The organism is Streptomyces sp. 3214.6 (assembly GCF_900129855.1).
Lineage (GTDB): Bacteria > Actinomycetota > Actinomycetes > Streptomycetales > Streptomycetaceae > Streptomyces > Streptomyces soliscabiei.
The window spans coordinates 8,097,322-8,123,839 of record NZ_LT670819.1 but is presented as its reverse complement, the minus strand read 5'-3'; the positions used below and the strand labels follow the sequence as shown (position 1 = coordinate 8,123,839).

The following is a 26,518-nucleotide window of genomic DNA, read 5'->3' as shown; positions in this document are numbered from 1 at the left end:
GCTCTACCTTCCGATGGATGGGAAAAAAGAATGGTCGTGATCACACGACATCCGTCAAGGCTAGCAGCTCGCGCGCCACGTCCTCGACGGAGGTGTTGACCAGGGTCTCGTCGAACTCCGGCTCGGCCGCGAGTTCGATCTTCGCGGCCTCCAGCCGGCGCTCGATGACCTCGGGCGGCTCGGTGCCCCGCCCGGTGAGTCTGCGCACGAGCTCCTCCCAGGAGGGAGGAGCCAGGAACACCAGCTGGGCCTCGGGCATGGACTCACGGACCTGCCGGGCGCCCTGGAGGTCGATCTCCAGGAGGACCGGCTCGCCCGACTCCAGGCGCTCCAGTACGGCGGCGCGCGGAGTGCCGTAGCGATTGCCGGCGAACTCGGCCCACTCCAGCAGCTCGCCGTTGGCGATCAGCTTGTCCATCTCCTCGTCGGTGACGAAGAAGTAGTGGACTCCGTGCTTCTCACCGGGACGGGGCTTACGGGTCGTCGCCGACACCGAGAGCCAGACCTCGGGGTGTTCCTTGCGCATATGGGCGACGACCGTGCTCTTGCCGACCCCGGAGGGGCCGGAGAGCACGGTCAGCCGCGGACGTACGTCCGGGGGCTCGGGGGTCGTCCCCCGGAATGTTGCAGCCATGCAGCGATTATTCCAGCAATCCCGGAGTGCCCGGGACTCCCTTCCCGCAGGACCCGGGAATCAGGAGCCGGTGCTGCCGAACTCACGCTCCAGGGAGGCGATCTGGTTGGAGCCGAGGCCACGCACGCGGCGGCTCTCGGAGATGCCGAGTCGCTCCATGATCTGCTTGGCGCGGACCTTGCCCACGCCCGGGAGTGACTCCAGGAGGGCGGAGACCTTCATCTTGCCGATGACGTCGTTTTCCTGACCCTGCTTGATGACCTCGTGAAGCGAGGCGCCGGAGTGCTTCAGTCGATTCTTGACCTCGGCCCGCTCCCGGCGAGCCGCGGCGGCCTTTTCGAGCGCGGCTGCGCGCTGTTCGGGGGTAAGGGGCGGAAGAGCCACGCCTACGTCACCTCGGATGTCGAACTGTCGGATACGGACCGGTGAGGAACCTAGTCGCCCCACACCTGGTGAGTTACGAGCAACACGCGCTGCCCGTTCACTCTCCGTCGGAGACTAGCGGCCAACTCCGCCGGAGTCAGCGAGAACAGAGGAAAAGTCCTGGTCAGCCTCCGTAGGGCCGGACATTCAAGACATACTGCCCCGGATTTGAGGATGTATCCAGACTCAAGTCGGCCCGGGGCCGCCCGACCGAGCCCCCGGTCGGGCGGTCGGAGCCCCTCAGGCGGCGGCCACGGCGGCGCGCACCTCTCGCGCAAACCGCTCCACGGCGTCACGCAGCGCGACGACGTCGGGACCCTGACGCAACACGCCCCGGCTGATGTTCGGCACGACATTGCGCAGCGCCGACCCGAAGACCCGGGGAAGGTCAGCCGGCGTCGCCCCCTGGGCGCCCACACCGGGCGCGAGGAGCGGACCGTTGATGTCGAGGTCGTAGGTCGACAGGTCGCCCAGGGTGGCACCGACGACCGCCCCGAAGGAGCCCAGCGGCTCCTCCCCCACGTTCTCGGCGGCCAAATGCGCCAGCATCGTCGCGCCGATGTTGCGGCCGTCGGCCCGCACGGCGTGCTGGACCTCGCCGCCCTCCGGGTTGGAGGTCAGCGCCAGCACGAACAGCCCGGCGCCGCTCTCGCGGGCCAGCGCCACCGCCGGCGACAGGGATCCGTAGCCGAGGTACGGCGACACCGTGAGGGCGTCGCAGAACAGTGGGGCGTCGGGGTGCAGGAAGGCCTCGGCGTAGGCGGCCATGGTGGAGCCGATGTCACCGCGCTTGGCGTCCATCACGACCAACGCGCCGGCCGCCCGCGCCTCCTGCACCGACTTCTCCAGGACCGCGACCCCGCGCGAGCCGAACCGCTCGAAGAAGGCGCTCTGCGGCTTCAGCAGGGCCACCCGGTCCGCCGTCGCCTCCACGACCGTGCGGCTGAACCGCTCCAGGCCGGCGACGTCGTCGTTCAATCCCCACTCGGCGAGCAGGGAGGCATGCGGGTCGATGCCGACGCACAGCGGGCCGCGCTCGTCCATCGCGCGACGCAGTCGCGCGCCGAAGGGCTCCGGGGTCATGCCGTCTTCCTCACGTCGGCGCCGACCGCGTCGGCGAGGGTGGCGTAGGGACTCGTCCGCAGGCGGGCGGCGAGCCCCTTGTGGATCGCGCGGCCCCAGAAGGGCCCCTCGTAGATGAAGGCGCTGTAGCCCTGTACCAGCGTGGCACCGGCCAGGATGCGCTGCCAGGCGTCCTCGGCGTCCTCGACGCCGCCGACGCCCACCAGGGTGATGCGGTCGCCCACGCGCGCGTAGAGGCGGCGCAGCACCTCCAGGGAACGGGCCTTGAGGGGCGCCCCGGACAGACCGCCGGTCTCCTTCACCAGGGAGGGGTCGGACGCCAGGCCGAGGCCCTCGCGCGCGATGGTGGTGTTCGTGGCGATGATCCCGTCCAGGCCGAGCTCGACGGCCAGGTCGGCGACCGCGTCGACGTCGTCGTCCGCCAGATCCGGGGCGATCTTCACCAGCAGCGGGACGCGCCGCGAGGTCACCGTGCGATCGGCGGCCTCCCGGACGGCGCTCAGCAGCGGCCGCAGCGCCTCGGTGGCCTGCAGGTTGCGCAGCCCCGGCGTGTTCGGCGAGGACACGTTCACGACCAGGTAGTCGGCGTACGGCGCGAGCCGCTCGGTCGACTTCACGTAGTCGCCGACGGCCTCCTCCTCCGGTACGACCTTGGTCTTGCCGATGTTGACGCCCACCACGGGTTTGAAGACCGGCTCACGGGAGGCGAGGCGCGCCGCGACGACCAGCGAGCCCTCGTTGTTGAACCCCATGCGGTTGATGAGCGCGCGGTCCTGCACGAGCCGGAACAGCCGCTTCTTGGGGTTGCCGGGCTGCGGCTCGCCGGTGACCGTGCCGATCTCGACGTGGTCGAAGCCCAGCATCGACATCCCGTCGATCGCGACGGCGTTCTTGTCGAAGCCGGCGGCGAGCCCGAAGGGGCCGTGCATGCGCAGCCCGAAGGCCTCGGTGCGCAGCTCCTTGTGGCGGGGCGCGAGGGCGGCGGCGACGAACGTGCGCAGCACGGGGATGCGGGCGGCGAGCCGGATCCAGCGGAAGGCCAGGTGGTGGGCCTGCTCCGGGTCCATCCGCCGGAAGACGAGGTTGAAGAAGATCTTGTACATGGTTCCCTCATGCAGAGGGGGACACCGTTTCCGGTGTCCCCCTCGTCGGCTGCTAGTCGCGGGCCGCGGTCAGGTGTTCCGCGTGTTCCTGGAGCGAGCGGACGCCCACGTCCCCGTGGTTGAGGGCGTCGATGCCCTGGACGGCCGCGGCGAGCGCCTGGACCGTCGTCAGGCACGGGACCGACCGCGCCACGGCCGCCGTACGGATCTCGTAGCCGTCGAGGCGGCCGCCGGTGCCGTACGGGGTGTTGACGATGAGGTCGACCTCGCCGTCGTGGATGAGCTGGACGATGGTCTTCTCGCCGTTCGGGCCGGGGCCCTCGGACTGCTTGCGCACGACCGTGGCGTTGATGCCGTTGCGCTTGAGGACCTCGGCGGTGCCGGAGGTGGCGAGCAGCTCGAAGCCGTGGCCGACCAGCTCACGCGCCGGGAAGATCATCGAGCGCTTGTCGCGGTTGGCGACCGAGATGAACGCGCGCCCCTTGGTGGGCAACGGTCCGTACGCTCCCGCCTGCGACTTGGCGTACGCCGTGCCGAAGACGGAGTCGATGCCCATGACTTCGCCGGTGGAGCGCATCTCCGGGCCGAGCACGGTGTCGACGCCACGCCCGGAGGTGTCCCGGAAGCGGCTCCACGGCATCACGGCCTCCTTGACGGAGATCGGCGCGTCCAGCGGCAGCTCGCCGCCGTCGCCGGTCGCCGGGAGCAGCCCCTCGGCGCGCAGTTCGGCGATGCTCGCGCCCAGCGAGATCCGGGCGGCGGCCTTCGCCAGCGGCACCGCTGTCGCCTTCGAGGTGAAGGGGACCGTACGGGACGCGCGCGGGTTGGCCTCCAGCACGTAGAGGATGTCGCCGGCCATCGCGAACTGGATGTTGATCAGGCCGCGGACGCCCACCCCGCGCGCGATGGCCTCGGTCGAGGCCCGCAGACGCTTGATGTCGAAGCCGCCGAGCGTGATCGGGGGCAGGGCGCACGCCGAGTCGCCGGAGTGGATGCCGGCCTCCTCGATGTGCTCCATGACGCCGCCGAGGTACAGCTCCTCGCCGTCGTAGAGCGCGTCGACGTCGATCTCGATGGCGTCGTCGAGGAAGCGGTCGACGAGGACCGGGCGGGTGGGGCTGATCTCGGTCGACTCGGCGATGTAGGACGACAGCCGGGTCTCGTCGTAGACGATCTCCATGCCGCGGCCGCCGAGGACGTAGGAGGGCCGGACGAGTACGGGGTAGCCGATCTCGTCGGCGATGGCCTTGGCCTCGGCGAAGGTGGTGGCCGTGCCGTGCTTCGGGGCCGGCAGCCCGGCCTCGGCGAGCACGCGCCCGAAGGCGCCCCGGTCCTCGGCCGCGTGGATGGCCTCCGGGGGCGTGCCCACGATCGGCACGCCGTTGTCCTTCAGTGCCTGCGCCAGACCGAGCGGGGTCTGGCCGCCGAGCTGGACGACGACACCGGCGATCGGCCCGGCCTGCGCCTCCGCGTGGACGATCTCCAGCACGTCTTCCAGCGTCAGCGGCTCGAAGTACAGGCGGTCGGAGGTGTCGTAGTCCGTGGAGACGGTCTCCGGGTTGCAGTTGACCATCACGGTCTCGTACCCGGCGTCGGACAGCGCGAAGGAGGCGTGGACACAGGAGTAGTCGAACTCGATGCCCTGGCCGATGCGGTTCGGGCCGGAGCCCAGGATGATCACCGCGGGCTTCTCGCGGGGCGCGACCTCGCTCTCCTCGTCGTAGGAGGAGTAGAAGTACGGCGTCTTCGCGGCGAACTCGGCGGCGCAGGTGTCGACCGTCTTGTAGACCGGGCGCACGCCCAGCGCATGCCGGACCTCGCGCACGACGTCCTCGCGCAGACCGCGGATCTCGGCGATCTGCTGGTCGGAGAAGCCGTGCCGCTTGGCCTCGAGGAGCAGCCCGCCGTCCAGCCGGTCGGCGGCGGCCAGGTCGTCGGCGGTCTCCTTGATGAGGAAGAGCTGGTCGACGAACCAGGGGTCGATCTTCGTGAACTCGAAGACCTCCTCGGGGGTGGCGCCCGCGCGGATGGCCTGCATGACGGTGTTGATGCGGCCGTCGGTGGGCCGCACGGCCTCGCGCAGCAGCTCGTCCTTGTCACCAGGCTCGCCGACGAAGGTGAACTGGCTGCCCTTCTTCTCCAGTGAGCGCAGGGCCTTCTGGAAGGCCTCGGTGAAGTTGCGGCCGATGGCCATGGCCTCGCCGACCGACTTCATGGTGGTGGTGAGGGTGGAGTCGGCGCTCGGGAACTTCTCGAAGGCGAAGCGCGGGGCCTTCACGACCACGTAGTCGAGCGTCGGCTCGAAGGAGGCCGGGGTCTCCCGCGTGATGTCGTTGGGGATCTCGTCGAGGGTGTAGCCGACGGCGAGCTTGGCCGCGATCTTGGCGATGGGGAAGCCGGTCGCCTTGGAGGCGAGGGCCGAGGACCGCGACACGCGCGGGTTCATCTCGATGACGATCACGCGACCGTCCTCGGGGTTCACCGCGAACTGGATGTTGCAGCCGCCGGTGTCGACGCCGACCTCGCGGATCACGGCGATGCCGATGTCACGCAGGATCTGGTACTCGCGGTCGGTCAGCGTCATCGCGGGCGCGACGGTGATCGAGTCGCCGGTGTGCACGCCCATGGGGTCGAAGTTCTCGATGGAGCAGACGACCACGACGTTGTCGTGCTTGTCGCGCATCAGCTCCAGCTCGTACTCCTTCCAGCCGAGGATGGACTCCTCCAGGAGCACCTCGGTGGTCGGCGACAGGGTGAGGCCCTGCCCGGCGATGCGGCGCAGCTCCTCCTCGTCGTGGGCGAAGCCGGAGCCGGCGCCACCCATGGTGAAGGAGGGGCGGACGACGACCGGGTAGCCGCCGAGGGTGTCCACACCCGCGACGACCTCGTCCATGGTGTGGCAGATGACCGAGCGGGCCGACTCGCCGTGCCCGATCTTCTTGCGGACCTCCTCGACGACCTCCTTGAACAGGTCGCGGTCCTCGCCCTTGTTGATGGCCTCCACATTGGCGCCGATCAGCTCGACGCCGTACTTCTGAAGGACGCCGTTCTCGGCGAGCGAGATGGCCGTGTTGAGGGCCGTCTGGCCGCCCAGGGTGGGCAGCAGGGCGTCGGGGCGCTCCTTGGCGATGATCTTCTCGACGAACTCGGGGGTGATCGGCTCGACGTAGGTGGCGTCGGCGATCTCCGGGTCGGTCATGATCGTCGCCGGGTTGGAGTTGACCAGGATCACGCGCAGGCCTTCGGCGCGCAGGATGCGGCACGCCTGGGTGCCGGAGTAGTCGAACTCGGCGGCCTGGCCGATGACGATCGGGCCGGAGCCGATGACCAGGACGGACTGGATATCGGTGCGCTTAGGCACGCTGGCCCTCCATCAGGGATACGAAGCGGTCGAACAGGTAGGCGGCGTCGTGCGGGCCCGCTGCCGCTTCGGGGTGGTACTGGACGGAGAAGGCCGGCTGGTCGAGCAGCTGCAGCCCCTCCACGACGTCGTCGTTGAGGCAGACGTGGGAGACCTCGGCGCGGCCGAACTTCGTCTCGCTGACCCGGTCGAGGGGTGCGTCCACGGCGAAGCCGTGGTTGTGCGCGGTGACCTCGACCTTGCCGGTCGTACGGTCCTGGACCGGCTGGTTGATGCCCCGGTGGCCGTACTTCAGCTTGTAGGTGCCGAAGCCGAGGGCGCGGCCGAGGATCTGGTTGCCGAAGCAGATGCCGAACAGCGGCGTCCTGCGCGCGAGGACCGCGCTCATCAGGGCGACGGGACCGTCGGCGGTGGCCGGGTCGCCGGGGCCGTTGGAGAAGAACACCCCGTCCGGGTCGACGGCGTAGACGTCCTCCTCGGTGGCGGTCGCCGGGAGCACGTGCACCTCGATGCCGCGCTCGGCCATGCGGTGCGGGGTCATGCCCTTGATGCCGAGGTCGACGGCGGCGACGGTGAACCGCTTCTCGCCGACCGCCGGGACGACGTAGGCCTCCTTGGTGGCGACCTCCTCGTAGAGGCTCGCGCCCTTCATGTGCGGCTGGGCCTGCACGCGCGCGAGGAGCTCGGAGTCGGCGGCGATCGCCTCGCCGGAGAAGACGCCGGCGCGCATCGAGCCGCGCTCGCGCAGGTGGCGGGTGAGGGCGCGGGTGTCGATGCCGGAGATCCCGACGACGCCCTGGGCGACGAGCTCGTCGTCCAGGGAGCGTTTGGCGCGCCAGTTGGACGGCACGCGCGCGGGGTCGCGCACGACGTAGCCGGAGACCCAGATGCGGCTGGACTCGTCGTCCTCGTCGTTCCAGCCGGTGTTGCCGATCTGCGGGGCGGTCGCGACGACGATCTGGCGGTCGTAGGACGGGTCGGTGAGGGTCTCCTGGTAGCCGGTCATGCCGGTGGAGAACACCGCTTCGCCGAAGGTCTCCCCCACGGCCCCGTAGGCACGGCCGCGGAAGATCCGGCCGTCCTCCAGGACGAGTACGGCGGGAACCTTGGTGGCCCCCCTGGTGGAGGTCGTCATCGTGCGCCTTCCGTCGTGTTGTTCTTGATCATGGAGTTGATGGCGTCCACCCACTCGGTGTGCTCGGCCGCCTGGTCGGAGCGGAAGCCGGAGTCGATCAGCTTGTCGCCGTGCGCCCAGGTCACCACCAGCAGCCCGCCCTCGGTGAGGACCTTGCCGGCGATGCCCTTGCCGAGCAGCGCCTCGCGCAGCGCGCCGACGGGGATGAAGAAGTCGGTCGCGCCGGGGCGTACGACGTCCAGTCCCGCGTCCGTCAGGGTGAGCTCGACCCGGCTGCGGGTGCCCAGGCCGTGCGCCACGATGCGGTCGAGCCACTGCCCCGCGGTGGTGGAGCCGTGGTAGCGGCCGCTCATCGACAGCACAGTCAGTCTCGCCTCGCCGGACTCGGGCGGCGCGGTGGGCAGCTCGGGGAGGTCGCCCTGGAGCGTGCCGCGCCACTTCCAGCCCTCGCGCATCAGCCAGTACACGAGCGCGACGAACAGGCCGAGGCCGACCACCCAGCCGATGCGCGCGGCCCAGTCGGTCACCGCGGCGGATTCCTTCTCGGCCGCGAGGAGTAGTGCAGCAGATGTCACGTGAGCTTCCCGTCGACGAGCGTGGCCTTGCCCCGGAGCCACGTGTGCGTGACACGGCCCGGCAGCTCACGCCCCTCGTACGGGGTGTTGCGGCTGCGCGAGGCGAAGCCCGCGGGGTCCACGGACCCACGGTATTCCGTGTCGACGAGCGTGAGGTTGGCGGGCTCACCTGCCGAGACGGGGCGGCCGTGCCCCGTGGCCCGCCCGATGCGGGCGGGCGTGCGGGACATGCGGTCGGCGACCCCGGCCCAGTCGAGGAGCCCGGTCTCCACCATCGTCTCCTGGACCACTGACAACGCGGTCTCCAGGCCGACCATGCCCATGGCGGCCGCGGCCCACTCGCAGTCCTTGTCCTCGTGCGGGTGCGGGGCGTGGTCGGTGGCCACGATGTCGATGGTGCCGTCGGCGAGCGCCTCGCGCAGGGCGAGCACATCGCGTTCGGTGCGCAGCGGCGGGTTGACCTTGTAGACCGGGTTGTAGGACCGGACCAGCTCATCCGTGAGGAGCAGGTGGTGCGGGGTGACCTCGGCGGTGACGTCGATGCCGCGGGACTTGGCCCAGCGGACGATCTCGACCGAGCCGGCGGTGGAGAGGTGGCAGATGTGGACGCGGGAGCCGACGTGCTCGGCAAGCAGCACGTCCCGGGCGATGATCGACTCCTCGGCCACCGCGGGCCAGCCGCCGAGCCCCAGCTCGGCGGAGACGACGCCCTCGTTCATCTGGGCGCCCTCGGTCAGTCGCGGTTCCTGCGCGTGCTGGGCGACGACCCCGCCGAAGGCCTTCACGTACTCCAGGGCTCGGCGCATGATCACCGCGTCGTCGACGCACTTGCCGTCGTCGGAGAAGACGGTGACCCCTGCGGCCGACTCGTGCATGGCGCCCAGTTCGGCGAGCTTCTTGCCTTCCAGGCCGACGGTGACGGCGCCGATGGGCTGCACATCGCAGTAGCCGTGCTCGCGGCCCAGTCGCCAGACCTGCTCGACGACGCCGGCGGTGTCGGCGACGGGGAAGGTGTTGGCCATGGCGAAGACGGCCGTGTAACCGCCACAGGCCGCGGCACGCGTACCCGTCAGCACGGTCTCGGAGTCCTCGCGGCCGGGCTCGCGCAGATGCGTGTGCAGGTCGACCAGCCCCGGCAGCAGCACCTTGCCGGCGGCGTCGACGACCGTCGCGCCCTCCTCGGACAGGCCCGTGCCGACGGCCTCGATGACCTCGCCGTCGATGAGGACGTCCTGCGGCTCCCCGCCGAGCACCTTCGCACCACGGATCAGGATCTTGCTCATGTTCTTACTTCTCCTCGGTGGTACGGGCGTGGCCGACGGCGGGCACGTCTTTGGGACTGAACACGGCGCCGCCCAGGAGCAGGTAGAGGACGGCCATCCGGATGGAGACGCCGTTGGCGACCTGCTCGACGACGGTGCAGCGCTCGGAGTCGGCGACCTCGGCGGTGATCTCCATGCCGCGGACCATCGGGCCGGGGTGCATCACGATGGCGTGCTCGGGCATCTTCGCCATGCGGTCGCCGTCGAGGCCGTAGCGCCGCGAGTACTCGCGCTCGGTGGGGAAGAACGCGGCGTTCATCCGCTCCCGCTGCACCCGCAGCATCATCACCGCGTCGGACTTGGGCAGCGTGCTGTCGAGGTCGTACGACACCTCGCAGGGCCAGGCCTCGATGCCGACCGGGACGAGGGTGGGCGGGGCGACCAGGGTGACCTCGGCGCCGAGGGTGTGCAGCAGGTCGACGTTGGAGCGGGCGACCCGGCTGTGCAGGACGTCGCCGACGATCGTGATGCGCTTGCCGGCGAGGTCCTGCCCGATGCCGGCGTCCCGGCCGACGAGCCGGCGGCGCATGGTGAAGGCGTCCAGGAGGGCCTGGGTGGGGTGCTGGTGGGTGCCGTCGCCGGCGTTGACGACGGCCGCGTCGATCCACCCGGAGGTGGCCAGGCGGTACGGCGCTCCGGAAGCGCCGTGCCGGATGACGACGGCGTCGACGCCCATGGCCTCCAGCGTCTGAGCGGTGTCCTTCAGGGACTCGCCCTTGGACACCGAGGAGCCCTTGGCGGAGAAGTTGATGACGTCCGCGGACAGGCGCTTCTCGGCGGCTTCGAAGGAGATGCGCGTACGCGTGGAGTCCTCGAAGAACAGGTTGACGATCGTGCGGCCGCGCAGGGTCGGCAGTTTCTTGATGGGCCGGTCGGCGACCCGGGCCATCTCCTCGGCGGTGTCGAGGATCTGGACGGCGTCGTCGCGGGTGAGGTCGGCGGCCGAGATGAGATGACGCTGCATCTGTCAGGCTCCGTAAGGCAGTTCATGGGGAGGATTCGGGCAGGCAGGGGCACGGCGGCGGGGCGTACGGCACATCGGGCCGCACGCGCGCGTGCTACTGCTGGGCGGTCTGCTTCACGCCGAGCAGCACGGTGTCGCGACCGTCCTCCTCGGCGAGCAGGACCTTGACCGTCTCCCGCAGCGACGTGGGGAGGTTCTTGCCGACGTAGTCGGCGCGGATGGGCAGTTCCCGGTGACCGCGGTCGACGAGGACCGCGAGCTGGACCGCGCGCGGGCGCCCGATGTCGTTCAGGGCGTCGAGGGCGGCGCGGATGGTGCGGCCCGAGAAGAGCACGTCGTCGACGAGGACGACCAGTCTGCCGTCGAGGCCGTCACCGGGGATCTCGGTGCGGGCCAGCGCACGCGGCGGGTGCATGCGCAGGTCGTCGCGGTACATCGTGATGTCCAGGGAGCCGACCGGGATGCCGCGGTCGGTGATCTGCTCCAGCTTGGCGGCGAGCCGCTGGGCGAGGAAGACGCCGCGGGTCGGGATGCCGAGGAGCACCACGTCGTCGGCGCCCTTGGCGCGTTCGACGATCTCGTGGGCGATGCGCGTCAGCACGCGCGCGATGTCGGGGCCTTCGAGAACGGGCCGCGCATCGGTTTGCCGGGAATCCTGCGGGGTGTCCTGCTTGTCCATAAGAAACGGACCTCCTTCTCCGCCTCACGGGACGGACCTTAAAGGACGTCGGATTTGCGCCATCAACGGTAGCAGGCCGGGAGGACACCCAGGATCACCCCCTTGGCGTAATCGGCCACGGATACCACGGAAGAGTCGGTGTGGACCATTCGGCTTGACGCAGAAGAATCACGCTGCGTAACCTCACAGTGAGTTACCAGCACGCGGCTGCTGCCGCGTCGACCCAGTGCCGGGGAGCTATATGTCCAGCGAATACGCCAAACAACTCGGGGCCAAACTCCGGGCGATCCGCACCCAGCAGGGCCTTTCCCTCCACGGTGTCGAGGAGAAGTCCCAGGGCCGCTGGAAGGCGGTCGTGGTCGGTTCGTACGAGCGCGGCGACCGCGCCGTGACCGTGCAGCGCCTTGCCGAGCTGGCGGATTTCTACGGCGTTCCCGTGCAGGAACTGCTGCCGGGCACCACCCCGGGCGGGGCGGCCGAGCCCCCGCCGAAGCTGGTCCTGGACCTGGAGCGGCTGGCCCATGTGCCGGTCGAGAAGGCCGGTCCTTTGCAGCGGTACGCCGCCACGATCCAGTCGCAGCGTGGTGACTACAACGGCAAGGTGCTGTCGATCCGCCAGGACGACCTGCGCACCCTCGCCGTCATCTACGACCAGTCGCCGTCGGTCCTGACCGAACAGCTGATCAGCTGGGGCGTCCTGGACGCGGACGCGCGTCGCGCGGTCTCCCACGAGGAGAGCTGAGCCGCTCCGCGGTTGAGCAGAAACGTACCCTCGGGGTGGCCGGAACCCAGCGGTTCCGGCCACCCCGACGGCGTTCTACGGGCCTGTGGGGCCCGAGGGGTACCCGGATGCCGGAGGGCCCGCAGCGTCACCGCTGCGGGCCCTCGGGCGTGTCGTACCGCTCAAGCACCTGTCGGGCCACTTGATCGGCCGCGCAGGTCTTGGGTCGTGTCCGCAAAGTCCCGCCCGGCTCGCGGGCAGACGGCGCTACTTCGCGGACACGGCCTAGAAGGCTCATGAAGATCTTGGTGAGGGGCTGTCCGGCCGGAGGCCGGGCAGCCCCTGTTCGCTATGTGGTGGCCGGGGTGAGTCGCCAGCGGCCGCCAGTGTGGGTGAGTCCGAGGTTGATCAGTCGGCGGAGGTTGAGGGCGGCGGCTCGGGTGTGAAGCCAGGTGTTGTTGTTGATGGTTCCGCGGTAGCGGAGTCTGCGGTTGCCGTGCTGGACGAGCCAGGCGACGGCGCGTTCGACTGGTGGTCGCCAGCGGCGGTAGTCGGCTTGCCAGTCCGGGTCGGTGGCGGCCTGGCGGCGGGCGGCCGCTTGCAGGTCGTGGTGGGGGCGGATGGTCAGGATGCGGCCGGCCTTGGCCTTGGTGCACCGCTCGCGGAGGGGGCATCCGGTGCACAGGTTCCCGAAGGCCGCCTTGCGCTGGTTGTGCTGTCCGCCGGGGCCCGACAGGGCAACCGTATGCCCGGCGGGGCAGGTGACCGCGGAGGCGGCGGTGTCGATGGCGAAGTCGTCCAGGGTGAAGCCGCCGGGGACGGCGGGCCGCAGTGGGGCGGGCTTGAAGAACAGCCGGTGCCCCGCCTGGTGCAGGGCTTGGCGCATGTCGCCGGCGGAGTAGGCGGTGTCGCCGAAGGCGTCCACCGGACTCTCCTCGTCGGCCAGCAGATCCAGGCCGACGGTGGCCTCGTGGTGCTCGGCTCCGGCGCCGGGCCGCAGAGCCACGGCCGTGTATAAGCCGGTCTCGGGCTCGATGGCCAGGTGGGCTTTGTATCCGTCCTGCTGGTGGGTGCGGGTCTTGTGGATGTGGCGGGCTTCAGGGTCGACGGTGGACACGACGCGGCCCGGAGCGGTCCCCTTGCTGATGCGCCAGCGTCCGTCGCGGCCGTCGGAGTCCTCGGCCGGCTCCACGTCTTGTCCTGCGACCAGCGCCAGGATGCCGAGGGCGTTCGCGGCCTTCTCGTCCAGCTGCTGGTCGGGCAGGTGGCCCAGCAGCCGCAGCACATCGGTGACCAGGGCGTCGACGAGTTCCGCGCGGGCCTGCTCGTCGTTCCAGGCGATGCGGGGTTTGCCGGGATCGGTGTAGTCGTGCGCGGTGCACTGCACGGCCGCGACCTCGGCGGCGCCGGGGACTTCGCGGATCACCGCACGGACGGCGGCGATCAGCTGGGTGACGGTGTCCTGGGTGGCCACCGCGTCGTCCAGCACCGTCGAGTCCAAGGCCCGCCGGTGCTTGCCGCCCAGGACACCGGTGGCCTTCACCACCTCGCGCACGGCCTCGAAGACGCGGTTGGGCCGGGCCGAGCAGGCCAGACGGCGGCGGAAGTAGGCCAGCAGAGACGGGTCAAACGCCAGGTCGTTCAGGCCCAGCCCGCACGCGGCCTTCCACCGCAGGTCACACCGCAGCTCCTGCACCGTCTCGAAGTCCGACAGCCCGTGCAGGGCCTGCAGCGTGATCGCCGCAGCCAGGATCTGCGGCGGCATGCTCGGCCGTCCATTCGCCGACGGGTACATGTCCGCGAACATATGAGCCGGGAACAGAGCACCACGGTGCTCGGCCAGAAACGCGAACACACTCCCCGCCGGAATCAACTCCCGGCACGTCTCCCACACATCCGGCCCGACCGTGTCCCCGGCCCATTCCCCCATCACCACGAAACGAGTCTGGCCCCACCGCTCACGCGGCGGGGCCAGAACCCCAAGATCTTCATGAGCCTTCTAGGCGTCGTCCCTGCGCAGGGTCGGCTTGAGCTCCTTGAGGCGGCCGAGCAGGCCGTTCACGAACGAGGGCGACTCGTCCGTGGAGAACTCCTTCGCCAGCTGCACCATCTCGTCGAGGACGACCGCGTCCGGCGTCTCGTCGGCCCAGATCAGCTCGTAGGCGCCGAGACGAAGGATGTTGCGGTCGACGACCGGCATCCGGTCCAGCGTCCAGCCGACCGAGTACTGGGAGATCAGCTCGTCGATGCGCCGCGCGTGCTGCGCGTAGCCCTCCACCAGCTGCATCGTGTACTCGCTCACCGGCGGCTGCCGGGTGTCGGCTCGGGAGAGCCGGACCCAGTCCGCGAGGACGGTCAGGACGTCGGCTCCACGCTGGTCGCCCTCGAAGAGGATCTGGAAGGCGCGCTTGCGGGCCGTGTTGCGGGCAGCCACGGTTAGCTGTTCACCCGGCCGAGGTAGTCGCTGGTGCGGGTGTCGACCTTGATCTTCTCACCGGTGGTGATGAAGAGCGGGACCTGGATCTGGTGGCCGGTCTCCAGGGTCGCGGGCTTGGTGCCACCCGTGGAGCGGTCGCCCTGCAGGCCCGGCTCGGTCTCCTGGACGACGAGCTCGACGGCGGCCGGCAGCTCGACGAAGAGCACCTCGCCCTCGTGCTGCGCGACGGTGGCGGTGAAGCCCTCGATCAGGAAGTTGGCGGCGTCGCCGACGGCCTTGCGGTCGACCATGAGCTGGTCGTAGGTCTCCATGTCCATGAAGACGAAGTACTCGCCGTCCATGTAGGAGAACTGCATGTCGCGCTTGTCGACAGTGGCCGTCTCGACCTTGACGCCGGCGTTGAACGTCTTGTCGACGACCTTGCCGGAAAGCACGTTCTTGAGCTTGGTGCGCACGAAGGCCGGGCCCTTGCCGGGCTTGACGTGCTGGAACTCGACGACGGACCAGAGCTGGCCGCCTTCGAGCTTGAGCACCAGGCCGTTCTTGAGGTCGTTCGTGGAAGCCACGGTTGCGGAATCTCCTGGACTGACGTGGACGACCCCGGGGCACGCACCTGCCTAGAGGGCGAGCAGCTCCTTGGTCGTGATGGTGAGTAGCTCGGGTCCGCCGTCCGCCTCGGGGCGCACGACGAGCGTGTCATCGATCCGGACACCGCCCCGGCCCGGGAGGTGGACCCCCGGTTCGACGGTGACCGGCACGCAAGCGTCCAGTTTACCCATGGCCGCGGGAGTCAACTGCGGGTCCTCTTCGTTTTCGAGTCCGACGCCGTGCCCGATGATCGCCGGGAGGCCCTCGGAGTACCCCGCGGAGTCCAGCACCTGGCGTGCCGCGCGGTCCACGTCACGGTAGGCGGCGCCGGGCGTCAGGGCCTCGCGTCCGGCCCGCTGAGCGGCGAAGACGAGGTCGTACAGCTCTACCTGCCAGTCCGCCGGGGACGTGCCGATCACGAAGGTTCGGCCGATCTCGCAGCGGTAGCCGCGGTAGGCCGCGCCCAGGCAGACGGTGAGGAAGTCGCCCTCCTCGACGCGTCGGTCGGACGGTCGGTGTCCGCGCCGGCCGGAATTCGGTCCGGTGGCGACGGATGTGGCGAAGGCGGGGCCGTCGGCGCCGTGGTCGACGAGGCGCCGCTCCAGTTCGAGGGCGAGATGCCGTTCCGTCCGCCCGACCAGGATGGACTCCAGCAGCTCCCCGAGGGCCTGGTCGGCGATCTCGGCGCCGATGCGGAGACAGGAGATCTCCTCCTCGTCCTTCACGACGCGGAGCTGTTCCACCGCGCCGCCCAGGTCCGCCAGGCGCAGGCGCGGGGCGACCGAGCGGAGTTCCCGGTGCCGGGCCACCGTGAGGTGGTGTTCCTCGACCGCGAGGGAGTCTCCGCCCTGGGCCATGAGGAGGTCGGCGGCGGCGACCGCCGGATCGCCTCCGGCGTGGGAGAGGGAGTGGACGCGCAGGGCGTCGTCCGGTCGCCCCTCGCCCGGACGGTCGTCGAGCGGGCCGACGCACACGAGGAGGTCCTCGCGTCTGCCCAGCAACAGGACGGCACCGTGCGGGGCCGCGCCCGCGAGGTATCTCACGTTGGCGGGGCGAGTGACCAGCGCTGCCACGCTGCCGGCCGCGTTGCAGCGCTCCCGTAGGCGGGATCGGCGAACCTCGTGCACCTCTGACATGAGACGAGCGTAGGAGGGGTGGCCGGATTGTGCTGGTTGGAGAAGCGTTCGGGGGACGCCGTTACCACTTCGGGGGGCTGGCGATGGCACGGGCCAGTACGTCGTTCAGGACCCGTGCCGTTGTGGGGACGTCCAGTTGGGAGTTGTCGATGATGGGGAGGCCCGAGCCGTACCAGCCGGCCATGCGGCCGTGGATGCGGGCGACCTCCTCGTCGGTGAGGCGGCGGTTGCCGGAGCGTTCGGCGTTGCGTTCCAGGACGACTTCCAGGCCGGGGAGGAGGACGACGGGCAGGAGGCCCGGTCCCACATGCCGTTTCCAGCCACCCAGGCCCACGGCCGGGCGGTCGGGGAAGATCGCGTCGTCCAGGATGCACGAGATGCCGTTGGCGAGGAAGTTGCGCGCGGCGAAGCCGCAGGTGCGGCGGGCGAGGCGGTACTGGGCCTCGGAGTGGTCGTTCCATCCGGACTGCGGGTCGGCGAAGCCCGAGCGGACCCATTCGCGTACGTCGTCGAGGCTGACGTGGGCGGTGGGCACCCGGCGGTGGTCGGCCCAGTACTTGGCGACGCTGGTCTTGCCGGCGCCCGCGGGACCGATCAGCAGGACCGCGAGCGTCGTGGCCGTCGGGTCCGGGACCGTCGGGGCGGGCGGCGCGCTGGGCATGGCGACGGGGCCGCCGGGCGGCAGTGGGACGTGCCCCGTCGTGTCGACGCCCTGCGGAACGGGGGCGTGCTGCGGAACGGGGGCGTGCTGCGGGGCCGGGGGCGGCGCCACGGGCGGCACCGGCGGCTGGGGCGCGGGCGGGACCGGGCCCGAGGGGGCGCCGAGGTATCCGGGCTGCGGCTGGGGGGTGCTGCCGGGCTGGTGCGGACCCGGGTGTCCCGAGCCCGGCGACCAGCCGGGGGCCGGACCGTGCCCCGGCTGGTGGGGCGGCGGCAGCGGAGAACCCACTGCGTGCTGCATCCGGTGCCACTCCGTCTCGTACAGGCAATGGGCGCTGGTTGTGGGGGTGCGAACCCTCTTCGCCACTGAACGGTACCGCCCCCGGCCGTCGATTGGTGAACGGCCGGGGGCGGTCCGAAGTGCCCAGTGTGGAAGGCGAATCGGGCGGAAGGGGAGCGGGCGGACTTACTCGGCCATCCTGCGGTCCACCTGGCTCGTCCCGCGGTCCTACTCGCCCACCTCGCCGTACGCGGCGAGCAGAACGGCCGGGTCGGGTCCTTCCAGCACGGTGGGCTTGGCCAGACCGTCCAGGACGATGAAGCGCAGCAGGTCGCCGCGGGACTTCTTGTCGACCTTCATCGTCTCCAGCAGCTTGGGCCACTGGTCGTACCGGTAGTGCAGCGGCAGGCCCACCGACTCCAGAACCGTGCGGTGGCGGTCGGCCGTGGCCTCGTCCAACCGGCCCGCCAGGCGGCCCAGTTCGGCGGCGAAGTGCATGCCCACGGACACGGCCGCGCCATGCCGCCACTTGTAGCGCTCGTTCTTCTCGATGGCGTGCGCGAGGGTGTGACCGTAGTTGAGGATCTCCCGCAGGCCCGACTCCTTCAGGTCGGACGACACCACGTCCGCCTTGACCCTGATGGAGCGCTCGATCAGTTCGGCGGTGTGCGGGCCCGCCGGGGTGCGGGCGGACTCGGGGTCGGACTCGATCAGGTCAAGGATCACCGGGTCGGCGATGAAACCGGCCTTGATGATCTCCGCCAGACCCGACACGTAGTCGTTGACCGGGAGGGAGTCCAGCGCCGCCAGATCGCACAGCACGCCGGCCGGCGGGTGGAAGGAACCGACGAGGTTCTTGCCCTCGGCGGTGTTGATGCCGGTCTTGCCGCCGACGGCCGCGTCGACCATGGCCAGCACGGTGGTCGGCACGGCGATCCAGCGCACCCCGCGCAGCCAGGTCGCCGCGACGAACCCCGCGAGGTCGGTGGTCGCACCGCCGCCCACGCCCACCACGACGTCCGTGCGCGTGAACCCGGACTGGCCCAACGCCTTCCAGCAGTAGGCGGCGACCTCCGCGGTCTTGGCCTCCTCCGCGTTGGGCACCTGAATGGCGACGGCCTCGAAGCCCTGCCCGGCCAGGTCGGCGCGGAGCGCGTCCCCAGTCTCCGCCAGCGCCTCGGGATGGATCACCGCGACCCGCTTGACGCGGTCACCGATCAGCCCGCCGAGCTCCCCCAACAGCTGACGGCCGACCAGAACCTCGTAGGGTTCCGATCCCGCGCTGCCGCCGACCCGGATCCGCGTCACGGACTCGCTGCTCATGCTTCCTTCAACTCCAAAGCGTCCAGGGCTGCTTGGGCGACCTCTTCGGGCGTGCGACCGTCCGTCGCGACCACCGCCGTGGCAACGCCCTCGTACAGGTGACGGCGGGCCTCCATCAGCTCGCGCCACTGCTTGCGCGGGTTGACGGCGAGCAGCGGGCGGGCCGCGTTGAGACCGGTGCGCTTGACGGCTTCCTCGACGTCCATCGCGAGGTAGACCACGCGCTGCCCGGCCAGCAGGCCGCGCGTGTCGGCGTCCAGGATCGAGCCGCCGCCGAGCGCGAGGATGCCGTCGTGCTCGGCGAGCGCACGGTGCACTGCCTGCTTCTCGATGGCGCGGAAGGCCTCCTCGCCTTCGTCGACGAAGATCTCCGCGATGCTGCGACCCTGCTCGGCGACGATGTCGTCGTCGGTGTCCCGGTAGCCGGCGCCCAGCCGTTCGGCCAGCAGCTGCGCGACGGTGGACTTGCCGACGCCCATCGGGCCGACCAGGACGACCAGCGGCCCGCTCATCGGATGTGCAGGTTGTCGAGGTACGACCGGACGTTGCGGCGGGTCTCGGGCACCGAGTCGCCGCCGAACTTCTCGGCCACCGCGTCCGCCAGGACGAGGGCGACCATCGCCTCGGCCACGATCCCGGCCGCCGGCACCGCGCACACGTCGGAGCGCTGGTGATGCGCCTGCGTCGCCTCGCCCGTGGCCACGTCCACCGTCTGCAGCGCCCGGGGCACCGTCGCGATCGGCTTCATCGCCGCCCGCACCCGCAGCAGCTCGCCCGTGGTCAGACCGCCCTCGGTGCCGCCGGAGCGACCGGTCGAGCGGCGGATGCCCTCGGGCGTGGTGACGATCTCGTCGTGCGCCTTCGAACCCGGCACGCGCGCGAGGCCGAAGCCGTCGCCGACCTCGACGCCCTTGATCGCCTGGATGCCCATCAGGGCCGCGGCCAGCCTGGCGTCCAGGCGGCGGTCCCAGTGCACGTGTGAGCCCAGCCCGACCGGGACGTCGTAGGCCAGCACCTCGACGACGCCACCGAGGGTGTCGCCGTCCTTGTGAGCCTGGTCGATCTCCGCGACCATCGCCTTCGACGCGTCCGCGTCCAGACAGCGCACCGGGTCGGCGTCCAGCTTCTCGACGTCGGCCGGGGTCGGCACGACGCCGTAGGGCGCCTTGGCCGCGGCCAGCTCCACGACGTGCGAGACGATCTCGATACCGGCCGTCTCCTTCAGGTACGACCGGGCCACCGCGCCGAGCGCCACCCGGGCGGCCGTCTCCCGCGCCGAGGCGCGTTCCAGGATCGGCCTGGCCTCGTCGAAGCCGTACTTCTGCATCCCGGCGAGGTCGGCGTGGCCGGGCCGCGGGCGGGTGAGCGGGGCGTTGCGGGCAAGACCGGCCAGGATCTCCGGGTCGACCGGGTCGGCCGCCATGACCTGCTCCCACTTCGGCCACTCGGTGTTGCCCACCATGACCGCCACCGGGGAACCCAGGGTGAGACCGTGCCGGACACCGCCGAGGAAGGTGACCTCGTCGCGCTCGAACTTCATCCGCGCGCCACGCCCGTAACCGAGCCGCCGTCGCGCCAGGTGGTCGGCCACCATGTCCGTGGTGATCGGCACGCCGGCGGGAAGGCCCTCCAGCGTGGCGACAAGTGCGGGACCGTGGGACTCCCCCGCGGTCAGCCAACGCAGCCTGCTCAACGATGCTCCTCAAGTCTCGCGCCCCGTTATGCCGTGCCGCACGCGCGTCCTTGCGTACGTCGTCGGCGTGACCGGGTGCGCGGCCCGGGCCCGCCACCTCCGATCCTCCCACGTCCGGGCCCCGGACACGGTCGCCGGTCCATCCAGCGGACGGAGCGGCGGGGGACGGGTCAGCGACTGTGCGATGCCCGACGTGCGGCGAGAGCGTGTTCGCCCGCCTTGCGCATGGCCTCCACGGGAGCCGGAGCGCGGCCGGTCATCTGCTCCACCTGGAACACCGCCTGGTGCACGAGCAGGTCGAGGCCGCTGACAACGGCGCCGCCGAACATGGACCACCGGGCGGCCAGTTCTGTCGGCCAGGGGTCGTAGAGCACGTCGAAGAGGGTGGCCGGGCGCTCCGGCACCGAGACGGCGAGGGCGTCCGTGACGCGGGCCGGGGTGGTCGCCACGACCAGCGGGAAGTGCAGGGCGTCGGCGGCGTCCGCCCAGTCGGCGATCCGGACCCCGACGTCGAGCCGCTCGCCCCACTGCCGCATCTCTGCGGCGCGGGCCTCGCTGCGGACGTAGGCGACGATCTCGCCGGTGCAGACCCGGGCCAGGGCCGCCAGCGCGGAGGACGCGGTGGCGCCGGCGCCGAGGATCGCGGCCGAGTCGACCTGTTCGACGCCGTGCTCGCGCAGGGCGGCGACCATGCCGGGGATGTCGGTGTTGTCGCCGAGGCGGCGGCCGTCCTCGGTGAACACCAGGGTGTTGACCGCGTCGACGGAGGCCGCCGTCTCGCTGACCTCGTCGAGCAACGGGATGACCGCACGCTTCAGCGGCATGGTCAGCGACAGCCCGGCCCACTCGGCGCCGAGCCCGTCGACGAAGGCGGGCAGGGCCGCCTCGTCGACCTCGAAGCGGTCGTACGTCCAGCCGGTGAGCTCCAGCGCCTCGTACGCGGCGCGGTGGAGCGCCGGGGAGAGGGAGTGGGCGATCGGGCTGCCGAGTACCGCGGCCCGGCGGGCGTCAGTTGCCCGTGCTGGCATCGAACTTGTCCTTGAGTTTCTGGAATTCCGCGAAGGTCTTGGCGAATTCGGTGTTGCTCTCACCGTCGGTGGCCACGAAATAGATCCAGCCGTCGGCGGTCGGATTCAGGGTGGCCTTCAGCGCGTCGTCGCCGGGATTGCCGATCGGACCGGGCGGCAGACCCTTGTTGGTGTACGTGTTGTACGGGTCCTTGTTGCTGTTGATCTCGGCCGCGCTGATATGGATCTTGCTCTCGCCCTTCAGGTAATTGAAGGATGAGTCGAACTGCAGCAGTTGGTTGGTCTGGTCGTTCGTGGGCTTGAGCCGGTTGTAGACGACCTCCGCCATCTTGCGGTAGTCCTCGTGCGTCTTGCCCTCGGCCTGGACGAGGCTGGCGACCGTGATGACCTGCAGCGGACTCTCCAGCTTGAGCGCCTTGGCCTTGGCGTCGAGGTTGTAGCCGCCGTACACCTCGTTGGCGTGGGCGACCATCGCCTTCAGGATGGCCTCCGGCTTCATGCCCTTGGCCGCGGGATAGGTGCCCGGGAACAGGAAGCCTTCCAGCGGGTCCTTGATGTTGCTGTTGTCGTTCGCCCAGCTGGGCAGCCCGAGCTTCTTGAACTCGGTTTCCGCCACCTTCCTGGTGGCTCCGGAGGCAAGACCGAGCTTTGTGTCGATGAGCTTGTAAACGCCCACGTTCCGCTGGCCCGGCGCGACCACCACATTGGCCTGGCTCTTCGGGTCGAGCATCATCGCGACGGCGTTCTTCGCGGACATCTCCTTTTTGAGGATGTACGCGCCCGCCTGGATGCTGCCCGCCTGGGGATTGCTCGTGAACGCGGAGACGAACGCGTCCACGCTCTTGACGACGCCGGCTTCCTTCAGCAGTCGGCCGATGGCCGCGCCGCCGGATCCCCTGGGAACCTCGACGCTCACACTCTGGGCGGTGCCGCCGCCCGCGTAGTCCGGAGCCGCGCCGTAACGATTCTTGTAGTAGTGGTAGCCGAAATAGCCGACGCCGCCGATGCCACCGGCGAACACCAATACGACGACCAGGCAGGCGAAACCGTTGCGGCTCTTCTTGCTCTTCGCCCCTTTGGCGCCCTTGTCGCCTCGGCCCCGTCGATTCCCGCGGCCCTCGGGCTCGTCGTCGTCCTCGTCGTCCTCGGCACCGCCCCCTGCGAAGAAGGCGTGCTCGCCCTGGTCGGGGCCGGGATCCCAGTCGGGCTTCTGTTCGGGCTCCGGCTCCGGCTCCGGCTGAGCCGGTTCGGGTTCGGGGCGTCGCCGGGCGGGCGGCTCCGGCGGCGGATACGCGTCCGGAGTGCCGTAGAAGTCGGGCTGCTCCGCGCCGTAGGCCGCGGCCTGCTGGCCGTAGGGGTCACCGGGGTCGGCCGCGTACGGGACATGGGCATGCGTGCCCGTGCCGTCCCAGCCGCCCTCCTGATAACCCTCTTGATAGCCCTGGTGGTTCTGGTGGTTCTGCTGATTCTGATGGGCGTACTGCTGCGGGCTCTGGTCGGCGTACTGCTGCTGGTCGTAGCCCTGGTACTGCGGGTCGTACTGCTGCTGGTCGTACTGCTGCGCCTGTCCTTGGCCCCAGTCGCCGTACTCCTGCTGCGGCTGCTGCGGGTAGTGGTGCTGCTGCTGGCCGCCGTAGGCAGGCTGATGACCCACGTGGGCCTGCTGCCCTTCCCATCCGCCGTCCCCGTACAACGGGTCCTCCGGATGCCACGGTTCGGAGCCTGGGCCCCGGCCATACTCAGTCATCGATCCCCTAGAGCCGCGAGGCGGCGATCACGCGGCTTTTGCAGGCCCGTCACCGTTCCGCCTCTCTCTGTGCGGCAGCTGTTCGAACACCGCCGCATCGCGCGGAACGTTACCGTATCGCGATCAGATGACCACTTCGACGCCCTCGCCCGGTGCTTTACCTGACACCCGTTCGGATTCCAGCGCCTGCTGAAGGATGATCACAGCGGCTGCCTGGTCGATCACCGACCGGCCCTTCTTCGACTTCACCCCGGAGGCGCGCAGTCCCTGACTGGCCGTCACCGTCGTCATCCGCTCGTCGACGAGCCGGACCGGGACGGGGGCGATGCCCTTGGCCAGCTCCTGGGCGAAGCCGCGAACCTTTACCGCGGCCGGCCCCTCGCCCCCCTTGAGGGAGCGAGGGAGACCGACGACGACCTCGATCGGCTCGTACTCCTCGACCAGTTGTCCGAGGCGGCGGTGAGCCGCCGGGAGGTCCCGGCCGGGGACCGTCTCGACCGGGGTGGCGAGGATCCCGTCGGGGTCGCACGAGGCGACCCCGATCCGGGCGTCCCCGACGTCGATCGCGAGTCGACGGCCCTTCCGCATCGGATGGCTCACTTGGCCGTTTCCACCACGAGCCGCTCGACGGCGTCGACGGCGTCGCCGATCGCGGCCGGGTTCTGGCCGCCGCCCTGGGCGACGTCCGGCTTGCCGCCACCGCCGCCGCCGAGGGTCCCCGCGGCCGTACGGACCAGCTCGCCGGCCTTGAGACCGCGCTCGCGGGCGGCCTCGTTGGTGGCGATGACCGTCAGCGGCTTGCCGTTGTTGACCGTGAACAGGGCGACCACGGCGGCGCGTCCGCCCTGGATCCGGCCGCGCACGTCGAGGACCAGCTTGCGCAGGTCGTCCGAGGTCGTGCCGTCCGGCACCTGACCGGTGACGACGGCGACACCGCGCACGTCCTTGGCCGACTCGACGAGACCGGCGGCGGCCTGGAGCACCTTCTCCGCGCGGAACTTCTCGATCTCCTTCTCGGCGTCCTTCAGCTTGCCGAGCATGGCGGAGACCTTCTCCGGGAGCTCCTCGGGACGGCCCTTGATCAGCTCCTGGAGCTGGGCGACGACGGTGTGCTCACGGGCCAGGAAGTTGTAGGCGTCGACGCCTACGAGGGCCTCGATCCGGCGCACACCCGAGCCGATCGACGACTCGCCGAGCAGCTTCACCAGGCCCAGCTGGGAGGTGTTGTGCACATGGGTGCCGCCGCACAGCTCCTTGGAGAAGTCGCCGATGGTCACGACGCGGACCCGCTCGCCGTACTTCTCGCCGAACTCGGCGATGGCGCCCTGCTTCTTGGCCTCGTCGATGCCCATGATGTCGGCGCGCACGTCGAGGTCGCGGGCGAGCACCTCGTTGATCTGCTGCTCGACGTCGGTCATCACGGTCGTGGGGACGGCGGACGGGGAGCCGAAGTCGAAGCGGAACCGGCCGGGCTGGTTCTCGGAACCGGCCTGGGCGGCCGTCGGGCCGAGGGCGTCGCGCAGGGCCTGGTGGGTGAGGTGGGTGGCCGAGTGGGCGCGGGCGATGGCCGTACGGCGACGGTTGTCGATGGCGGCGTGGGCCTTGGCGCCGACCGTCACCTCGCCGAACTGGACCACGCCCTTGTGGACGTAGACGCCCGGAACCGGCTTCTGGCAGTCGCGGATCTCGATGACGGCGCCGGTGTCGACCTTGATCCGGCCGGTGTCGCCGATCTGGCCGCCGCCCTCGGCGTAGAACGGGGTGCGGTCGAGGACGATCTCGACCTCGTCGCCCTCGGTGGCGGCCGGGGAGGAGGCGCCGTCCACGAGGATGCCGACGATCGTGGACTCGCCCTCGGTGTCGGAGTAGCCGATGAACTCGGTCTCACCGGCCTGGTCGGCGATCTCGCGGTAGGCGCCGGCGCCGGCGTGGCCGGTCTTCTTGGCCTGGGCGTCGGCCTTGGCGCGCTCCCGCTGTTCCTTCATCAGACGGCGGAAGCCGTCCTCGTCCACGGAGAGGCCCTGTTCGGCGGCCATCTCCAGGGTGAGGTCGATCGGGAAGCCCCAGGTGTCGTGGAGCAGGAACGCCTTGTCGCCGGCGAGGACCGTGCCGCCGGACTGCTTGGTCTCGGTGACGGCCGTGTCGAGGATGTTGGTGCCGGCCTTCAGCGTCTTGAGGAAGGCGTTCTCCTCGGCGAGGGCCACCTTCTCGATGCGCTCGCGGTCGGTGACCAGCTCGGGGTACTGCTGGCCCATCATCTCGATGACCGTGTCGATGAGGTCCTTGACTACCGGACCCGTGGCGCCGAGCAGGCGCATGTTGCGGATGGCGCGGCGCATGATGCGGCGCAGCACGTAACCGCGGCCCTCGTTGCCGGGGGTCACGCCGTCGCCGATGAGCATCACCGAGGTGCGCATGTGGTCGGTGACCACGCGCAGGGAGACGTCCGAGTCGTGGGTGTCGCCGTACTCGACGCCGGTCAGCTCGGTGGCCTTCTTGATGACGGCCATGGAGGTGTCGATCTCGTACATGTTCTGCACACCCTGCAGAATCATGGCGAGGCGCTCCATGCCGAGGCCCGTGTCGATGTTCTTGCTCGGCAGGTCGCCCAGGATCTCGAAGTTGTCCTTGCCGATGCCCTCGCCGCGCTCGTACTGCATGAAGACGAGGTTCCAGATCTCCACGTACCGCTCGTCGTTGACGGCGGGGCCGCCCTCGACGCCGAACTCGGGGCCGCGGTCGTAGTTGATCTCGGAACAGGGGCCGCAGGGTCCGGGGACGCCCATGGACCAGTAGTTGTCCTTCATGCCGAGGCGCTGGATGCGCTCCTTGGGCACGCCGACGACCTCGTGCCAGATGCGCTCGGCCTCGTCGTCGTCCTTGTAGACGGTGATCCAGAGCTTCTCCGGCTCCAGGCCGTAACCACCCTTGTCCTGGGGCGTGGTGAGCAGCTCCCAGGCGTAGCTGATGGCGCCTTCCTTGAAGTAGTCGCCGAAGGAGAAGTTGCCGCACATCTGGAAGAACGTGCCGTGGCGGGTGGTCTTGCCGACCTCTTCGATGTCGGGCGTGCGCACGCACTTCTGCACGCTGGTGGCGCGCGCGAAGGGCGGCTTGACCTCACCCAGGAAGTAGGGCTTGAAGGGCACCATGCCGGCCGGGACGAGGAGCAGAGTCGGGTCGTCCGCGATGAGCGACGCCGAAGGGACGACGGTGTGCCCGCGCTCCTCGAAGAAGCTCAGCCAGCGGCGGCGAATCTCGGCCGACTCCATCAGTGGTCCTCATTCCGGTTGTACGAGTACGTCGTGTTCTCGATGTACTTGGCGTTCTTCGGTGTGCTGCTGTTCTCGATGGCGGCGTACCGCCTGGGTGCGGGGAGTGCGGGGTCCTCGTGGATCCCCAGCGCCTCCCCCAGCTCGGCCTCCCGCTGGGCCATGTTGTCGCGGACGTCGAGGGCGAAGCCCACCGCGCGGTCCTTGAGACGCGCTCCCGTCTCGAGCGCCTTGTTGGCCGCGGTCGCGGCGAGGCTCTCGGGGGTCAGCTGCCTCAGCTTGCGGTTGACCTTGGTGGTGGCCCAGACACCGGCGGCTACGCCCGTGGTGAACCAGAAGGTACGGCGGAACATGGCT

The 26,518-nt window shown here is 70.2% G+C and carries 24 protein-coding genes; 1 reads left to right on the top strand and 23 read right to left on the bottom strand.

Features of this window, described 5'->3' with window-relative positions; genetic code table 11:
• Positions 1 to 40: 40 nt before the first annotated feature.
• The 10 genes from gmk to pyrR form a co-directional block, all read right to left on the bottom strand.
• A complete protein-coding gene (gene gmk, locus B5557_RS36735) occupies positions 41 to 634 on the bottom strand; it encodes a guanylate kinase (RefSeq protein ID WP_079663531.1) in 594 nt (197 codons plus the stop codon).
• Positions 635 to 694: 60 nt separating this feature from the next.
• On the bottom strand, positions 695 to 1,018 hold the full coding sequence (locus tag B5557_RS36730) for an integration host factor (protein ID WP_003977346.1): 324 nt from the start codon (positions 1,016 to 1,018) through the stop codon (positions 695 to 697).
• 279 nt (positions 1,019 to 1,297) lie between these two features.
• Positions 1,298 to 2,140 (bottom strand): orotidine-5'-phosphate decarboxylase, encoded by an 843-nt coding sequence (gene pyrF, locus B5557_RS36725; protein ID WP_079663530.1) that lies wholly within the window; start codon positions 2,138 to 2,140, stop codon positions 1,298 to 1,300.
• Positions 2,137 to 3,243 (bottom strand): quinone-dependent dihydroorotate dehydrogenase, encoded by a 1,107-nt coding sequence (locus B5557_RS36720; protein WP_079663529.1) that lies wholly within the window; start codon positions 3,241 to 3,243, stop codon positions 2,137 to 2,139. Before B5557_RS36720 ends, pyrF begins: the two co-directional genes overlap by 4 nt.
• 52 nt (positions 3,244 to 3,295) lie before the next feature.
• Positions 3,296 to 6,604: a carbamoyl-phosphate synthase large subunit gene (carB, locus tag B5557_RS36715; protein WP_079663528.1), complete on the bottom strand. Its 3,309-nt coding sequence runs from the start codon at positions 6,602 to 6,604 to the stop codon at positions 3,296 to 3,298.
• Positions 6,597 to 7,739, bottom strand: a complete 1,143-nt coding sequence (gene carA, locus B5557_RS36710; protein ID WP_079663527.1) for a glutamine-hydrolyzing carbamoyl-phosphate synthase small subunit — start codon at positions 7,737 to 7,739, stop codon at positions 6,597 to 6,599. The genes carB and carA overlap by 8 nt, the downstream gene beginning before the upstream one ends.
• A complete protein-coding gene (locus tag B5557_RS36705; RefSeq protein WP_079663526.1) occupies positions 7,736 to 8,314 on the bottom strand; it encodes a PH-like domain-containing protein in 579 nt (192 codons plus the stop codon). Before B5557_RS36705 ends, carA begins: the two co-directional genes overlap by 4 nt.
• Positions 8,311 to 9,597, bottom strand: a complete 1,287-nt coding sequence (locus tag B5557_RS36700; protein ID WP_079663525.1) for a dihydroorotase — start codon at positions 9,595 to 9,597, stop codon at positions 8,311 to 8,313. The genes B5557_RS36705 and B5557_RS36700 overlap by 4 nt, the downstream gene beginning before the upstream one ends.
• Positions 9,598 to 9,601: 4 nt before the next feature.
• Positions 9,602 to 10,600 carry an aspartate carbamoyltransferase catalytic subunit gene (locus tag B5557_RS36695; RefSeq protein ID WP_079663524.1) on the bottom strand — a complete coding sequence of 333 codons (999 nt, stop codon included), beginning with the start codon at positions 10,598 to 10,600 and terminating at the stop codon, positions 9,602 to 9,604.
• Between the two features lie 94 nt (positions 10,601 to 10,694).
• Entirely contained in the window at positions 10,695 to 11,279 is a 585-nt protein-coding gene (gene pyrR, locus B5557_RS36690; protein WP_079663523.1) for a bifunctional pyr operon transcriptional regulator/uracil phosphoribosyltransferase PyrR, read from the bottom strand.
• Positions 11,280 to 11,520: 241 nt separating this feature from the next.
• On the opposite strand from pyrR, the gene bldD reads away from it, so the two are divergent.
• A complete protein-coding gene (gene bldD / locus B5557_RS36685; protein WP_009313753.1) occupies positions 11,521 to 12,021 on the top strand; it encodes a transcriptional regulator BldD in 501 nt (166 codons plus the stop codon).
• A 328-nt stretch (positions 12,022 to 12,349) separates the two neighbouring features.
• Here the strand turns inward: bldD and B5557_RS36680 are convergent, their stop codons facing one another.
• The 13 genes from B5557_RS36680 to B5557_RS36615 form a co-directional block, all read right to left on the bottom strand.
• Positions 12,350 to 13,930: an IS1182 family transposase gene (locus B5557_RS36680; RefSeq protein WP_079657897.1), complete on the bottom strand. Its 1,581-nt coding sequence runs from the start codon at positions 13,928 to 13,930 to the stop codon at positions 12,350 to 12,352.
• 69 nt (positions 13,931 to 13,999) lie between these two features.
• On the bottom strand, positions 14,000 to 14,434 hold the full coding sequence (gene nusB / locus B5557_RS36675; protein ID WP_079663522.1) for a transcription antitermination factor NusB: 435 nt from the start codon (positions 14,432 to 14,434) through the stop codon (positions 14,000 to 14,002).
• A 2-nt stretch (positions 14,435 to 14,436) separates the two neighbouring features.
• Positions 14,437 to 15,003, bottom strand: coding sequence for an elongation factor P (gene efp / locus B5557_RS36670; protein WP_020117452.1), 567 nt, complete (start codon positions 15,001 to 15,003; stop codon positions 14,437 to 14,439).
• 51 nt (positions 15,004 to 15,054) lie between these two features.
• A complete protein-coding gene (locus B5557_RS36665) occupies positions 15,055 to 16,161 on the bottom strand; it encodes an aminopeptidase P family protein (RefSeq protein WP_079663521.1) in 1,107 nt (368 codons plus the stop codon).
• Between the two features lie 61 nt (positions 16,162 to 16,222).
• Positions 16,223 to 17,122: a Pro-rich N-terminal domain-containing protein gene (locus tag B5557_RS36660; protein ID WP_079663520.1), complete on the bottom strand. Its 900-nt coding sequence runs from the start codon at positions 17,120 to 17,122 to the stop codon at positions 16,223 to 16,225.
• 207 nt (positions 17,123 to 17,329) lie between these two features.
• Positions 17,330 to 18,424 carry a 3-dehydroquinate synthase gene (aroB, locus tag B5557_RS36655; RefSeq protein WP_079663519.1) on the bottom strand — a complete coding sequence of 365 codons (1,095 nt, stop codon included), beginning with the start codon at positions 18,422 to 18,424 and terminating at the stop codon, positions 17,330 to 17,332.
• Positions 18,421 to 18,936 carry a shikimate kinase gene (locus B5557_RS36650; protein ID WP_079663518.1) on the bottom strand — a complete coding sequence of 172 codons (516 nt, stop codon included), beginning with the start codon at positions 18,934 to 18,936 and terminating at the stop codon, positions 18,421 to 18,423. Before B5557_RS36650 ends, aroB begins: the two co-directional genes overlap by 4 nt.
• Positions 18,933 to 20,117 (bottom strand): chorismate synthase, encoded by a 1,185-nt coding sequence (gene aroC, locus B5557_RS36645; RefSeq protein WP_079663517.1) that lies wholly within the window; start codon positions 20,115 to 20,117, stop codon positions 18,933 to 18,935. Before aroC ends, B5557_RS36650 begins: the two co-directional genes overlap by 4 nt.
• A gap of 170 nt (positions 20,118 to 20,287) precedes the next feature.
• A complete protein-coding gene (locus B5557_RS36640; RefSeq protein WP_079663516.1) occupies positions 20,288 to 21,145 on the bottom strand; it encodes a shikimate dehydrogenase in 858 nt (285 codons plus the stop codon).
• A complete protein-coding gene (gene mltG, locus B5557_RS36635) occupies positions 21,126 to 22,892 on the bottom strand; it encodes an endolytic transglycosylase MltG (RefSeq protein WP_079663515.1) in 1,767 nt (588 codons plus the stop codon). The genes B5557_RS36640 and mltG overlap by 20 nt, the downstream gene beginning before the upstream one ends.
• A 123-nt stretch (positions 22,893 to 23,015) precedes the next feature.
• Positions 23,016 to 23,480 carry a Holliday junction resolvase RuvX gene (gene ruvX, locus B5557_RS36625; RefSeq protein ID WP_079665190.1) on the bottom strand — a complete coding sequence of 155 codons (465 nt, stop codon included), beginning with the start codon at positions 23,478 to 23,480 and terminating at the stop codon, positions 23,016 to 23,018.
• Between the two features lie 8 nt (positions 23,481 to 23,488).
• Positions 23,489 to 26,161: an alanine--tRNA ligase gene (gene alaS, locus B5557_RS36620; protein ID WP_079663513.1), complete on the bottom strand. Its 2,673-nt coding sequence runs from the start codon at positions 26,159 to 26,161 to the stop codon at positions 23,489 to 23,491.
• A complete protein-coding gene (locus tag B5557_RS36615) occupies positions 26,161 to 26,514 on the bottom strand; it encodes a hypothetical protein (RefSeq protein WP_079663512.1) in 354 nt (117 codons plus the stop codon). Before B5557_RS36615 ends, alaS begins: the two co-directional genes overlap by 1 nt.
• Between the last annotated feature and the right edge of the window lie 4 nt (positions 26,515 to 26,518).